This is a genomic window from Streptomyces sp. SID5910 (genome assembly GCF_009862125.1).
Lineage (GTDB): Bacteria > Actinomycetota > Actinomycetes > Streptomycetales > Streptomycetaceae > Streptomyces.
The window spans coordinates 1-13,909 of sequence record NZ_WWHX01000288.1 but is presented as its reverse complement, the minus strand read 5'-3'; the positions used below and the strand labels follow the sequence as shown (position 1 = coordinate 13,909).

11 protein-coding genes and 1 pseudogene are annotated in these 13,909 nt (G+C 70.9%); all 12 read right to left on the bottom strand.

From position 1 onward, the window contains the following. Nucleotides 1-416, bottom strand: a pseudogene (locus GTW67_RS10025) (Rne/Rng family ribonuclease); the annotation flags it as partial. Between the two features lie 328 nt (nt 417-744). Beyond that, nucleotides 745-1,524, bottom strand: coding sequence for a TIGR03936 family radical SAM-associated protein (locus GTW67_RS10020; RefSeq protein WP_161164448.1), 780 nt, complete (start codon nt 1,522-1,524; stop codon nt 745-747). A 48-nt stretch (nt 1,525-1,572) separates the two neighbouring features. Beyond that, nucleotides 1,573-2,667, bottom strand: coding sequence for a phosphatidylglycerol lysyltransferase domain-containing protein (locus tag GTW67_RS10015; protein ID WP_161164447.1), 1,095 nt, complete (start codon nt 2,665-2,667; stop codon nt 1,573-1,575). Between the two features lie 54 nt (nt 2,668-2,721). Beyond that, nucleotides 2,722-4,656 carry a TIGR03960 family B12-binding radical SAM protein gene (locus GTW67_RS10010; protein WP_161164446.1) on the bottom strand — a complete coding sequence of 645 codons (1,935 nt, stop codon included), beginning with the start codon at nt 4,654-4,656 and terminating at the stop codon, nt 2,722-2,724. Nucleotides 4,657-4,743: 87 nt separating this feature from the next. Then, entirely contained in the window at nt 4,744-5,943 is a 1,200-nt protein-coding gene (gene rodA / locus GTW67_RS10005) for a rod shape-determining protein RodA (RefSeq protein WP_161164445.1), read from the bottom strand. Then, nucleotides 5,940-8,189, bottom strand: a complete 2,250-nt coding sequence (gene mrdA / locus GTW67_RS10000; RefSeq protein ID WP_161164444.1) for a penicillin-binding protein 2 — start codon at nt 8,187-8,189, stop codon at nt 5,940-5,942. Before mrdA ends, rodA begins: the two co-directional genes overlap by 4 nt. A 67-nt stretch (nt 8,190-8,256) precedes the next feature. After that, the gene (mreD, locus tag GTW67_RS09995) at nt 8,257-8,928 is read right to left on the bottom strand and encodes a rod shape-determining protein MreD (RefSeq protein WP_161164443.1); all 672 of its coding nucleotides are present in this window, start codon (nt 8,926-8,928) and stop codon (nt 8,257-8,259) included. A gap of 13 nt (nt 8,929-8,941) precedes the next feature. Beyond that, the gene (gene mreC, locus GTW67_RS09990) at nt 8,942-9,898 is read right to left on the bottom strand and encodes a rod shape-determining protein MreC (protein WP_161164442.1); all 957 of its coding nucleotides are present in this window, start codon (nt 9,896-9,898) and stop codon (nt 8,942-8,944) included. 198 nt (nt 9,899-10,096) lie between these two features. Continuing rightward, nucleotides 10,097-11,116, bottom strand: coding sequence for a rod shape-determining protein (locus GTW67_RS09985; protein WP_030381728.1), 1,020 nt, complete (start codon nt 11,114-11,116; stop codon nt 10,097-10,099). A gap of 327 nt (nt 11,117-11,443) precedes the next feature. Further along, complete coding sequence (ndk, locus tag GTW67_RS09980) at nt 11,444-11,857, bottom strand: nucleoside-diphosphate kinase (protein ID WP_161164441.1); 414 nt, start codon at nt 11,855-11,857, stop codon at nt 11,444-11,446. Between the two features lie 76 nt (nt 11,858-11,933). After that, nucleotides 11,934-12,290: a DUF4233 domain-containing protein gene (locus tag GTW67_RS09975; RefSeq protein ID WP_161164440.1), complete on the bottom strand. Its 357-nt coding sequence runs from the start codon at nt 12,288-12,290 to the stop codon at nt 11,934-11,936. A gap of 6 nt (nt 12,291-12,296) precedes the next feature. Continuing rightward, nucleotides 12,297-13,811, bottom strand: coding sequence for a bifunctional tetrahydrofolate synthase/dihydrofolate synthase (folC, locus tag GTW67_RS09970; protein ID WP_161164439.1), 1,515 nt, complete (start codon nt 13,809-13,811; stop codon nt 12,297-12,299). Nucleotides 13,812-13,909: the final 98 nt, after the last annotated feature.

The window sequence follows — 13,909 nt, the reverse complement described above, 5'->3', positions numbered from 1 at the left end:
GGCACGGCGGCGGGCGAGGTCACCGTGCGCGTGGCACGCCGGCGGGTACGGCGGGGAGCCGCGTCCTCGGTGGTCTCGGCGGGCGCGGCGGGCTCCGGCTCGGCCGGCGTCTCGGCGGCGGGCGCGACGGGAACGACGGTCTCGGCCGCCTCGGCCGCCGTCGGGGACCCGGTGGGGGCGGAGGCACGGCGCACGGCACGGCGACGCGGACGGCCGGCGGACACCGGCTCCGCGACCGGCTCGGGCGTCTCAGGCGTCTCGGCGGCGGCCTCTTCCGGCTCCTCGGCCACGGCGGACGCCTCGGCCGGCTCGACGGTCTCCGCCTGCGCGCCGGAGGCGCCGGACGGCGGTCCCGCCGGGCGGGACGCGGCCCTGCGCCGACGACGCGGCGGCAGGGTGTCGCTGGGGGTGTTCAACTCGGAGTCCGTCGAGGAAGTCGCGGACTCTGCGGATTCGGTCGGTTCGAGCATGCGGGGGTTTCTCCCGTCAGGCTCCCGGGCGCCGCACCCGGTCCGGGATCGACCGTGTCGACCGCCGGTGACGTCCGCGGCTCGCGCGATGCGCGGTCGCCGCCGTCCGGGGCGCGGGCGCCGCTCGGGAGCTCTCCGTGTCTTGTCTCGCCGGTTCCGTACCCCTTGTCGTGCACGGCCTGGCGAAAGTCTTGTGGTCGGTGCGCTGCCCGACCCAGGTGGCTCCCGAGTTCGAGGGCGGCGCTACGACGCTCGTCCCGGTGCGGAACCTTCCTTACGCCGGCGCCTTCGCGGCGGCAGCAGCGGCGGCCGGTTGCGGCTCGGGCGCTGCTGCCTCGCGGTCGGGCGCGAGCGGGTCGGTCACCGCGCCGGTCTCTTCATCGAACAGCCCCTGCGCCAGCCTGGTCACCGCTGCGGGGACCGGCGGCGCCAGGTCGGCCACGGCGCGAAGACCGGACAGGACGTCGTCGGGTCGTACGGCAGGCGTCACGTGCCGAACAACCAGCCGCAGTATCGCACAAGGCCGGTCGGTCGGCCTATCAGCCGGCACATCACTGGTGGTGGTCGTGTTCTCGAGGCTCACGACGGCGGAGCGGGCGTCGAAGGTACGGACGCCGTTCTTGGTGCGGCGCTGGACCTCGACGGTCTCGGCCGCGCCGAAGGCCGCCACGGCGCGCTCGGCGTCCGCCGGGTCCACGCCGTCCAGCCGCAGCTCCCACACGGAAGCCGTGAGCCGGTCGGCCAGCCCGGAGGTCCGGGCCTCGACGGCGTCGACGATGTCGAGCCCGGCGGGCAGCGACTCGTCGAGGAGCAGCCTCAGCCGCTCCGGGTCGCGCGCCTCGGTGAGCGCGATCTCCAGGTACTCCGCTTCACTGCCCGTGCCGGTGGGTGCGGCATTGGCGTACGACACCTTCGGGTGCGGGGTGAACCCCGCCGAGTACGCCATGGGCACCTCGGCGCGGCGCAGCGCACGCTCGAAGGCGCGCTGGAAGTCACGGTGGCTGGTGAACCGGAGGCGGCCGCGCTTGGTGTAACGCAGTCGGATGCGCTGCACCGCGGGTACGGGCGGCGGGCCTTCGGGCTGTCGCTTGCCCAGTGTCGTTCAGTCCTTCGTGAGAGCGGTCGTACTGCTACCAAGAGTACGTGCCCCGGCCGCGGATGGTTCCCTCCGGTCCACCGGCACCTTCTTCGCCGGTTCCCCGAACAGGGCCCGCCGTACGTCGGCGCGGGCCCGCCGGACGGAGCCGCGGACGTCGGCCAGCGCCTGCCGGACGACCCGGCCCACGGCGCGGGAGCCCGCGGCGGCGGGGCGCCAGAGCGCGTCCCGCACCAGGTGGCCCACGGGCGTCAGGAGGGTGCGGTACGCCCAGCGTGCCGGGTCCCCGACGAGCAGGCGGAAGAGGGTGCCGAGGAACCGGCCGACGGCGAGCGAGACGTACCCGGCGATCCGCCAGGCGTGCCCGAGGGCGGCGCCGATCTCGCGTCCGACGACGGCGAGGCCCCGCCCGAAGGGCGCCAGCACCCACCGCCACAGGGCGAGCGCGGGCAGCACCAGCAGGATGCGGACGGTCCAGTACAGCGCGGTGCCGACTCCGGTGACGACCATGCCCAGGCACCAGGCGACCCCCCTGCCGCACCAGGCGATCGCGCGGCCCACGGGCGTCAGCACCCAGGTGTACAGCCAGATCGCGGGCACGACGACCAGGTATCGCCCCAGCCAGATCGCGGGCACGACGACCAGATACCGCCCCAGCCAGGCGCCGGCGGCGTACAGTCCGCGTCCCGCCGCCGCGAGCACGGTGCCCACTCCCCTGGCCGCCCACAGGAACGCGTGTCCGACGGGCGTCAGCACCCACCGGTACAGCCACACCGCCGCTACGACGAGCAGGACGTTGCCGAGCCAGGCGACGCCGCGGGCCACCGGTACGAGGACGTATCTCCACAGGCCGACGGCCGGCCACACGAACAGGGCCCGCCCGAGCCAGGCCAGCGCCCGCCCGAAGGGCCGCAGCACCGTGTCCCGCAGAACGCGCCCGCCGACGACGAGCGCGTCCCACATCAGGCGGACCGGCACCACCAGGACCAGCACGACGATCCGGACGGGGATCCGGATCGCCACGGTGAGACATCCTTCGGCGTCCGACCGGCGGTCCGGCTGCCGCTCATGCCCGCCGGGGGGCGGTTTCTCGAGGTCCATACCCGCACAGACGCCGCCTGGCCCCGTCCGGATCCCTCCCCCGGCGGACCGGTCCTACTTGACCACGGACAGCGGCAGGAGCTTCTTGCCGGTCGGGCCGATCTGGATCTCCGTGTCCATCGCCGGGCACACGCCGCAGTCGAAGCACGGGGTCCAGCGGCAGTCCTCGACCTCGGTCTCGTCGAGGGCGTCCTGCCAGTCCTCCCACAGCCAGTCCTTGTCGAGGCCCGAGTCGAGGTGGTCCCAGGGCAGGACCTCCTCGTAGGAGCGCTCGCGGGTGGTGTACCAGTCGACGTCCACACCGAAGGGCTCCAGGGCCTTGTCGGCGCACGCCATCCAACGGTCGTAGGAGAAGTGCTCGCGCCAGCCGTCGAAGCGGCCGCCGTCGTCGTAGACGGCGCGGATGATCGCGCCGGTACGCCGGTCGCCGCGGGACAGCAGGCCCTCGACGATGCCGGGCTTGCCGTCGTGGTAGCGGAAGCCGATGGAGCGGCCGTACTTCTTGTCGCCGCGGATCTTGTCGCGCAGCTTGGCCAGGCGCTCGTCCGTCTCCTCGGCCGACAGCTGCGGCGCCCACTGGAAGGGGGTGTGCGGCTTGGGCACGAAGCCGCCGATCGAGACCGTGCAGCGGATGTCGCCCGACCCGGAGACCTCGCGGCCCTTGGCGATCACACGGGTCGCCATGTCGGCGATCTGGAGGACGTCCTCGTCGGTCTCGGTGGGCAGGCCGCACATGAAGTACAGCTTCACCTGGCGCCAGCCGTTGCCGTACGCGGTGGCGACGGTGCGGATCAGGTCCTCCTCCGAGACCATCTTGTTGATGACCTTGCGCATGCGCTCGGAGCCGCCCTCGGGGGCGAAGGTCAGGCCGGAGCGGCGGCCGTTCCTCGTGAGTTCGTTGGCCAGGTCGACGTTGAAGGCGTCCACGCGGGTCGACGGGAGGGACAGGCCGATCTTGTCCTCCTCGTACCGGTCCGCGAGGCCCTTGGCGACGTCGCCGATCTCCGAGTGGTCCGCGGAGGAGAGGGAGAGCAGGCCGACCTCTTCGAAGCCGGTGGCCTTCAGGCCCTTCTCGACCATGTCGCCGATGCCCGTGATGGAGCGCTCGCGCACCGGGCGGGTGATCATGCCGGCCTGGCAGAAGCGGCAGCCGCGGGTGCAGCCGCGGAAGATCTCGACCGACATGCGCTCGTGGACGGTCTCGGCGAGCGGGACGAGGGGCTGCTTGGGGTAGGGCCACTCGTCGAGGTCCATGACGGTGTGCTTGCTCACCCGCCACGGGACACCGCTGCGGTTCGGCACGACACGGGCGATACGGCCGTCGGGGAGGTACTCGACGTCGTAGAAGCCGGGGACGTAGACCCCGCCGGTCTTCGCGAGGCGCAGCAGGAGTTCCTCGCGGCCGCCGGGGCGGCCCTCGGCCTTCCAGGCGCGGACGATCGCGGTGATCTCCAGGACGGCCTGCTCGCCGTCGCCGATGACGGCGCAGTCGATGAAGTCGGCGATCGGCTCGGGGTTGAACGCGGCGTGTCCGCCGGCCAGGACGACCGGGTCGTCGATGCCGCGGTCCTTGGCCTCCAGCGGGATGCCCGCGAGGTCGAGGGCGGCGAGCATGTTCGTGTAGCCGAGCTCGGTGGAGAAGGAGAGCCCGAACACGTCGAAGGCCTTGACCGGGCGGTGGCTGTCGACGGTGAACTGCGGGACGGAGTGCTCCCGCATCAGGGCCTCCAGGTCCGGCCACACGCTGTAGGTGCGCTCGGCGAGGACGCCCTGCTGCTCGTTCAGCACCTCGTAGAGGATCATGACGCCCTGGTTGGGCAGGCCGACCTCGTAGGCGTCCGGGTACATCAGGGCCCAGCGGACGTCGCAGCTGTCCCAGGGCTTGACCGTGGAGTTCAGCTCTCCGCCGACGTACTGGATCGGTTTCTGCACGTGCGGGAGCAGAGCTTCGAGCTGCGGAAACACAGACTCGGCGGCTTCGGCAGGCATCTCACGGAACCTTTGTGTGCTGGCTGGGGGGACCATTCAGCGTAACCCGGCCGGCGGGTCCCCCCGCACCGCCGGCCGGGTCGGTGCCTAAGCCGACATGGGCCGTTGCACGGTGATCGACTGAAGGAGGCCCACCGCTATCCACACGGCGAACATCGACGAGCCGCCGTACGAGACGAAGGGCAGGGGCAGGCCGGTGACCGGCATGATGCCCAGGGTCATGCCGATGTTCTCGAAGGCCTGGAAGGCGAACCAGGCGACGATCCCGGCGGCGACGACCGTGCCGTACAGGTCGGTGGTGTCCCGGGCGATCCGGCAGGCGCGCCAGAGCACCACGCCGAGCAGGACGACGATCAGCCCGGCGCCGAGGAAGCCGAGTTCCTCGCCGGCGACGGTGAAGACGAAGTCGGTCTGCTGCTCGGGCACGAAGCGGCCCGTGGTCTGCGAGCCGTGGAAGAGGCCGGAGCCGGTGAGGCCGCCCGAGCCGATGGCGATGCGGGCCTGGTTGGTGTTGTAGCCGACGCCGGCGGGGTCGAGCTCGGGGTTGGCGAAGGCGGCGAAGCGGGCGATCTGGTAGTCGTCCAGGATGCCCAGCTGCCACACGGCGAGCGCGCCGAGGGTGCCGGTGCCGAGGAGCCCGAAGACCCACCGGTTGGAGGCGCCGGAGGCGAGCAGGACGCCCAGCACGATGATGACCATGACCATGACCGACCCGAGGTCGGGCATGAGCATCACGATCAGCATCGGCACGGTGGCCAGGCCGAGGGCCTGGAGCACGGTCCGGTGGTCGGGGTAGGCCCGGTCGCCCGCGTCCACCCTGGTGGCCAGCAGCATCGCCATGCCCAGGATGATCGTGATCTTCACGAACTCGGAGGGCTGGAGGGAGAAGCCGCCGGGGAGCTTGATCCAGGAGTGGGCGCCGTTGATGGTCGAGCCGAGCGGCGTGAGCACCAGCAGGATCAGGAAGAGGGAGGCGCCGTACAGGACCGGCACGGCCGTGCGCAGGGCGCGGTGGCCGACCCAGACGACGCCGACCATCAGGGCGAGCCCGATGCCCGTGTTGAGCAGGTGCCGGGTCAGGAAGTAGTACGGGTCGCCCTGGTTGAGCTCGGTGCGGTTGCGGGTCGCGGAGTAGACGAGCAGCGAGCCCAGCAGGGACAGCGCGACGCCGGCCAGCAGTATCGGCCAGTCGAGCCGCCGGGCGAGGGAATCGCGGGCGAACACGCGGGTCCAGCCGGCCCGCTCGGGTCCGTATCCGGAGACCTGGAAGCTGTTGGCTCCGGTCATGAGCGTGCCCTCCGCTTCCGCCTGCGGGTCTGCCGGTTCTCGGTGTCGGGCGGGTTCACGGTCGCCTGCTGGTCCTGGTCCTGCTGTCCGGCGGGGGCGTCGCCGCCCTCCTCCGTGGCCTTCTCGGTGGGCTGGAGGTCCTTCACCGGGTCCTTGGAGACCTTCGGGGAGGTGATGGTGCCGTCCGCCTTGATCTTCGGCAGGCTCTTGGCCGGCTGGGGCAGCAGCGCCTTCCTCGCGTCGATCTCGCCGTCGTCCGAGACGCCGTACAGCGCGTCGTAGATGTTGCGGACGGCGGGTCCCGAGGCGCCGGAGCCGGTGCCGCCCTGGGAGATCGTCATGACGATCGAGTAGTCCTTGGTGTACGTGGCGAACCACGAGGTGGTCTGCTTGCCGTAGACCTCGGCCGTGCCCGTCTTGGCGTGCATCGGGATCTCGTCCTGCGGCCAGCCGCCGAACCGCCACGCGGCGGTACCGCGGGTGGCGACGCCGGCGAGGGCGTCGTCCATCTTGGCCAGCGTGGTCCTGTTTATCGGCAGCTTGCCGTGCGACTGGGGCGCGATCTCGTCGACCTGCTTGCCGTCGGGGCTGACGACCGCCTTGCCGATGGTCGGGTTCCACAGGGTGCCGCCGTTGGAGATGGCCGAGTAGATGGTGGCCATCTGGATGGGCGTGACGAGGGTGTCGCCCTGGCCGATGGAGTAGTTGATGGAGTCACCGGCGCGCATCTTGTTGCCTTCGAGGCAGTTCTCGTACGAGATCCGCTCGACGTAGGAGCCGTCCTTCTTGCCGGTCTTGCACCAGGCGTCCTTGTTGGCCTTCCAGTAGTCCTGCTTCCACTGGCGGTCGGGGACGCGGCCGGTGACCTCGTTGGGGAGGTCGATGCCGGTCTCCTTGCCGAGGCCGAACTGGTGGGCGGCCTTGTAGAAGTAGTCGTTCGGCTTCTTCGGGTTCATCCCGCCGTCCTTCTTCCACTGCTCGTGGGAGAGGCGGTAGAAGACGGTGTCGCAGGACAGCTCCAGGGCGCGGCCGATGCTGATCGCGCCCTCGTTGGCCGACTCGAAGTTCTTGAAGACCTGGCCGCCGACGTTGTAGGCGCTGGAGCAGTCGTAGTTGCCGTCGAAGTCGTACCCGGCCTCCACCGCGGCCGCCGAGGAGACGACCTTGAAGATCGAGCCGGGGGCCGCCTGGCCCTGGATGGCCCGGTTCAGCAGGGGGTAGTTGGAGTCCTTGCCGGTGAGCTTCTTGTAGTCCTTCGCGGAGATCCCGCCGACCCAGGCGTTCGGGTCGTACGTCGGGTTGGAGGCCATGGCGACGACGCGGCCGGTCTTGGCCTCCATCACCACGACGGCACCGGCGTCGGCCTCGTAGGTGCGGCCGGTGTTGCGGTCCATCTCCTTGCGGGCGGTCTTCATGGCCTCGTTCAGCTCGTACTCGGCGACGCGCTGGACGCGGGAGTCGATGCTGGTGACGAGGTTGGAGCCGGGGACGCCCGCGTCGGACTCGGCCTCGCCGATGACGCGGCCGAGGTTGTCGACCTCGTAGCGGGTGACGCCGGCCTTGCCGCGCAGCGCCTTGTCGTACTGGCGCTCCAGGCCGGAGCGGCCGACCTGGTCCGAGCGCAGGAAGGGCGAGTCGGTGTCCTGGGCCTTCTGGATCTCCTCGTCGGTGACCGGGGAGAGGTATCCGAGGACCTGGGCGGTGTTGGACTTGCCGGGGGCTGCGTAGCGGCGTACGGCCATGGGTTCGGCGGTGATGCCGGGGAAGTCCTCGGCGCGCTCGCGGATCTGGAGGGCCTGCTTGGGGGTGGCCTCGTCGGTGACGGGGATCGGCTGGTAGGGCGAGCCGTTCCAGCAGGGCTGCGGCGTCTTGGCGTCGCACAGCCGGACCTTGTCCATGACGTCCTGGGGCTGCATGCCGAGGACGGCGGCGAGCTTGGTGAGGACGGCCTTGCCGTCGTCCTTCATCTTCAGCAGGTCGGTGCGGGAGGCGGAGACGACGAGGCGGGTCTCGTTGTCGGCGAGCGCCACGCCGCGCGCGTCCAGGATCGAGCCGCGGGTGGCGGGCTGGACGACCTGCTGGACGTGGTTGCCGGAGGCTTCCTTGGCGTACTCGTCGCCCTGGCGGATCTGGAGGTACCAGAGCCGTCCGCCGAGTGTGCCGAGGAGGGAGAGGACCAGGATCTGGATGACGACGAGGCGGGTCTGGACGCGGGTGTTCCGACCGGTCTCGGGGATGTTGGTCACTGCCTCCCCCTCGCGAAGTGCGTGCTGTCCGTGGTGTGCTGCCCCGTCGTGGTGTGCCGGCGCGTCGTCACAGCCGCTTGACCCCCTTGATGCGTCCGGCCCGGGCCACCCGGGCCCGCGCCGCCTTCACCCGCAGTCCGCTCCGCTGCTGTCCGATGCGCAGCCCGGTGCCCGAGGAGAGCCAGCCGGAGGAGATGTCGGTGCTCTGGGCGGTGGAGCCGGCCTCGGCCAGCGGATCGTTCTCGGCGCGGCGGGCGAGCGCCATGATGCCGGGCACCACGAAGGGCGCGAGCAGCAGGTCGTACAGGGCGGCCGTGAACAGCAGGCCGGGCAGGCCCACATGGCGGGCGGCGGTGTCGCCGACGAGGGCGCCGACGCCGGCGTAGAGCAGGGTGGTGCCGACGGCGGCGGCGACGACCACGACCATCGGGCCGGTGGCCGAGCGGAGCCGGCCGTTGTCCGGTTTGGCGAGGCCGGCCAGGTAGCCGATGAGGCACAGCACGAGGGCGTAGCGTCCGGCGGCGTGGTCGGCGGGCGGGGCGAGGTCGGCGAGGAGTCCGGCGCCGAAGCCGACGAGGGCGCCGCCGACGTGGCCGTAGACCAGGGCGAGGCCGAGGACGGTGAGCAGCATCAGGTCGGGGACGGCGCCGGGCAGGTGGAGGCGGGCGAGGACGCTGACCTGGATCACCAGGGCGACGACGACCAGGGCGACGGACAGCAGGATCCGGTTGACGCGCATGAGGTGAAAGCTCCTACTGCTCGGGCTGCTCGGTCTGCGGCTGGCCGTCGGCGGGCGCCTCGGCGGACGGCGTCACGGTCACCGTCACGGTGGGCGTGGGTCTCGGCTGGGGCTTGGCCGGGAGCACCGTGTCGCGGGGGTCCTTCGCCGGGGCCTGGACGACGACGCCGATGATGTCGAGCTTGGTGAAGGAGGCGAAGGGCGTGACGTAGAGGGTGCGGGTCAGGTCGCCGCCGGAGGGGTCCACGCGGGTGACGGTGCCGACCGGGACGCCGGGCACGAAGGGCTTGTCGGCCTGGGAGCCGAAGGTGACGAGGCGGTCGCCCTTCTTCACGTCGGCCTTGCCGTTGAGGAGCTCGACGCGCAGCGGGCGGTCGCCCTGCCCGGAGGCGAAGCCGAGTTCGTCGCCGGCCTCCATCCGGGTGCCGACGGTGAAGTCGGGGTCGTTGGCAAGGAGCACGGTCGCCGTGCCCGGGCCGACGGTGGTGACGCGCCCGACCAGGCCGTCGCTGTTGAGGACGGTCATGTCGCGTTCGATGCCGTCGTTGGCGCCGGCGTCGATGGTGATGGTCCAGGAGAAGCCCTGGGCCGCTCCTATGGCGATGACCTGGGCGCCCTTGATGCCGTACTGGCCGGCGCCGGCCAGGCCCAGCATCTTGTCGAACTGCTTGAGGCGGCTGCGGCCGCGCTCGTCGCTGCCGAGCTTCGCCTTGAGGGCCGCGTTCTCCGTCTCCAGGGCGGCGAGCCGGTCGTGCCGGTCGCCCGAGTCGCGGATCGCGGAGACCGCGTTGCCGACCGGGTCGACCGCGGACGACACCCCGTTCTCGATCGGGCCGAAGACGGTGGCCGCGGCCTGCCGGGCGCCGTCGACCGGGGAGTCCTCCCCACCGCGGATGTCGACCGTGATCAGCGCGAACGCGACCGCGATCAGCAGCACCAGGAGCAGCCGGCTCTCTTTCGTGTCCCTCACGTGCGGCGGCCGTGCCTTCCTCGTCGGAATTCGGGAATTACGTGGCGGTGTTCAGGAATTCTGGGGATTCACAGCGGACGCCCGTCTCGTCCGGTCCGGGCACTGTGGGCGTCTCATGTCCCTTTGTCTTATGTCTCTATATCAACGATCCGCCGCACGAGAGGAGATCGTCTCGTACGGCGGAACCGAAGTGTCACGTCATCTGCGGGGCTGGGCGTCCAGCACCTGCTGGAGCGCCTCGAACTCCTCGACGCACTTTCCGGAGCCGAGCGCCACGCTGTCCAGCGGGTCCTCGGCGATGTGGATCGGCATACCGGTCTCCCGGCGCAGCCGCTCGTCGAGGCCGCGCAGCAGCGCGCCGCCGCCGGTCAGCACGATGCCCCGGTCCATGATGTCGCCGGACAGCTCCGGCGGACACTTGTCGAGGGTCGTCTTGACGGCGTCGACGATCGCGTTGACCGGCTCCTCGATCGCCTTGCGCACCTCGGCGGCCGAGATGACGACGGTCTTGGGCAGTCCGGACACGAGGTCCCGGCCGCGGATTTCGGTGTGCTCGTCGGAGTCCAGGTCGTACGCCGAACCGATCGTGATCTTGATCTGTTCGGCCGTGCGCTCACCCAGCAGAAGGCTGTACTCCTTCTTGACGTGCTGGATGATCGCGTTGTCCAGCTCGTCACCCGCGACGCGGATGGACTGGGCGGTGACGATGCCGCCGAGCGAGATGACCGCGACCTCCGTGGTGCCGCCGCCGATGTCGACCACCATGTTGCCCGTGGCCTCGTGGACCGGCAGGCCGGAGCCGATGGCCGCGGCCATGGGCTCCTCGATGATGTGCACCTGACGGGCGCCGGCCTGGGACGACGCCTCGATGACGGCGCGGCGCTCGACGCCGGTGATGCCCGAGGGCACACAGACGACGACCCGCGGACGAGCCAGATAACGCCGCTTGTGGATCTTCAGGATGAAGTAGCGGAGCATCCGCTCGGTGATCTCGAAGTCGGCGATCACGCCGTCCTTCAGCGGACGCACGGCAACGATGTTGCCGGGCGTGCGCCCGATCATCTTCTTCGCTTCGGCGCCGACCGCGAGGATGCCACCGGTGTTGGTGTTGATCGCGACGACGGACGGCTCGTTGAGTACGATCCCGCGACCCCTGACGTACACCAGCGTGTTGGCGGTCCCGAGGTCGACAGCCATGTCACGGCCGATGAACGACATTGAGTTCCCCATCAGGATTCGACTGGCCTTCCCAGGAGCTTTTGAGGGCTTTTCAGGTCGGCGAGGTGGGTGCAGTGACGCGTGGAGGCTTCCATCGTAGACGCGCTTTCGCGAACACTGCGCGAGGGTCTTCGCCATTGTCAGCAGATGGCGCACCGCCTCGCTTGTGGAGACGGGCCAACGGTGGCATCCGTTCCCCCGAACAGGCGCGCATATGCCACAGGGCGGTCGCTTTTACGCGACCGCCCCGGTCGGCCCGCGGCCATTCGGCTGACGTCCTGTCAGAAAAAAACCTGTCCGGCGTGTCCCGGAGCAGCCCCGGAAGGCTCAGACGCGGCCCGGGAAGAAGATCTTCAGCTCGCGCTCGGCCGACTCCTCGGAGTCGGAGGCGTGGATCAGGTTCTCCCGGACGATGACACCGAAGTCCCCGCGGATGGAGCCGGGAGCGGCGGCGATCGGGTCGGTCGGGCCGGCCAGGGCGCGCACGCCCTCGATGACCCGCTCACCCTCGACGACCAGGGCCACGACCGGCCCGGAGGACATGAACGCGACCAGCGGCTCGTAGAAGGGCTTGCCCTTGTGCTCGCCGTAGTGCTGCTCCAGCGTCTCGGCGTCCAGGGTGCGCAGCTCCAGCGCGGTGATCTGCCAGCCGGCCTTGCGTTCGATACGGCTGATGATCTCGCCGGTCAGGCCACGACGGACGGCGTCGGGCTTGAGCAGGACGAGGGTGCGCTGGGTCACGAGGGCTCCTTGGAATGGACGAGCGTGCGGTTGTACGCGGTGATGACAGAGGTTACCGGGCGTGTCGCGGCCGCCGTCACGCAGCGTCAGGTGCGGCGTCCTCGGCCTGCGCCGCGAACCTCGCCTTCGCCTCGTCGATCTTCCGCCCGTAGTGCACGGAGGCCCACCACAGCGCCGCGAAGACGGCGCCCATGAAGAACATCGTCGGCACGACGAAGCCCGAGGCGATCAGCGCGATCTGCAACGCCCAGCCGAAGGCGACACCGCCCGGCCGGGTCACCACGCCGCACAGCGCCACGCACAGGAACATCGCGACACCGCTGACCGTCCACACGGTGGCCATGGACAGGTCGGGGTCCTTCATGGCGACCAGTCCGGCGAAGCCGATCAGGAAGAACTCGCCGATCAGGGTCGAAGCACAGAGCGTACGCACGGGACGTCAGCCCCTTCCCAGGAGCAGTCGGGCCTCGCCGACGGTGATGACGGAACCGGTGACGAGCACACCGCCGCCCGCGAACTCGCCCTCCTCCTCGGCCAGCGTGATCGCGGCCTCCAGGGCGTCCGGCAGCCGCGGCTCGACCTGGACGCGGTCCTCGCCGAACACCTCGACGGCGATCGCGGCCAGCTCGTCGGCGTCCATCGCGCGGTGGCTGGAGTTCTGGGTGACGACGACCTCGGCGAAGACCGGCTCGAAGGCTTCGAGGAGCCCGCGCACGTTCTTGTCGCCGCTCGCGCCGACCACGCCGATGAGCCGGCTGAACTGGAACGCCTCGCCCACGGCCTCCGCGGTGACCCGGGCGCCCGCCGGGTTGTGCGCGGCGTCCAGCACGACGGTGGGCGAGCGCCGGACGACCTCCATCCGGCCCGGCGAGGCGACGGCGGCGAACGCCTTGCGCACGGTGTCGATGTCCAGTGGGTCGGGGCGCTGCGCGCCGACGCCGAAGAACGCCTCGACGGCGGCCAGCGCGACCGCCGCGTTGTGCGCCTGGTGGGCGCCGTGCAGCGGCAGATAGACCTCGGTGTACTCGCCGCCCAGTCCGCGCAGGGTCACCAGCTGCCCGCCGACGGCGACCTCGCGGGCGACGACGCCGAACTCCAGGCCCTCGCGGGCCACGGTGGCGTTGACGTCCACGGCCTTCTTCAGCATCACCTGCGCGGCGTCCACCGGCTGCTGGGCGAGGATCACGGTGGCGTCCTGCTTGACGATGCCGGCCTTCTCGGTCGCGATCTCGCCGGGCGTCTCACCGAGCCGGTCGGTGTGGTCCAGGTCGATGGGGGTCACCACGGCGACGTCCCCGTCGATGACGTTGGTGGCGTCCCAGGAGCCGCCCATCCCGACCTCGACCACGGCGACGTCCACGGGCGCGTCGGCGAACGCGGCGTACGCCATGCCGGTCAGCACCTCGAAGAAGGACAGCCGGTACTCCTGCTGGGCGTCCACCATCTCGACGTACGGCTTGATGTCCTCGTACGTCTCGATGAACCGCTCGGCGGAGATCGGCGCCCCGTCCAGGCTGATCCGCTCGGTGATCGACTGCACGTGCGGCGACGTGTACCGCCCGGTGCGCAGCTCGAAGGCGCCGAGCAGGGCCTCGATCATGCGGGCGGTGGTGGTCTTGCCGTTGGTGCCGGTGATGTGGATGGAGGGGTACGAGCGCTGCGGCTCCCCCAGTACGTCCATCAGCGCGGCGATCCGGGCGACGGACGGCTCCAGCTTGGTCTCGCCCCAGCGGGTCGCCAGCTCGGCCTCGACCCCGCGCAGCGCCGCGTCCACCTCGGGATCCTCGGGCCGCCCGGGCACGTCCGCCTGCGGGGGGCCGCCCTGGGTGCGCAGGGTACGGCTGCCGGCCTCGATGACGGCGAGATCGGGGTCGCGGGTGGTCTCCGCGTCGATGATCTCGTCAAAGGAGTCGAGGGGATCGGACGGCTCGTTCTCACCGGGGATGTCACTCACGGACCCCAGTCTACGGAGGTCTCCGACGGCGGGGCGGCTGAGGTCGTGTGCCGCGCGCGGGCCCGTCGTGGCTCGTCGCGCAGTTCCCCGCGCCCCTG

Bases quoted from the DNA above. Each gene is read 5' to 3' on its own strand.
- GTW67_RS10015 (WP_161164447.1), bottom strand. From the start codon at position 2,667: ATGGACCTCGAGAAACCGCCCCCCGGCGGGCATGAGCGGCAGCCGGAC.
- GTW67_RS10010 (WP_161164446.1), bottom strand. From the start codon at position 4,656: ATGCCTGCCGAAGCCGCCGAGTCTGTGTTTCCGCAGCTCGAAGCTCTG.
- rodA (WP_161164445.1), bottom strand. From the start codon at position 5,943: ATGACCGGAGCCAACAGCTTCCAGGTCTCCGGATACGGACCCGAGCGG.
- mreD (WP_161164443.1), bottom strand. From the start codon at position 8,928: ATGCGCGTCAACCGGATCCTGCTGTCCGTCGCCCTGGTCGTCGTCGCC.
- GTW67_RS09985 (WP_030381728.1), bottom strand. From the start codon at position 11,116: ATGTCGTTCATCGGCCGTGACATGGCTGTCGACCTCGGGACCGCCAAC.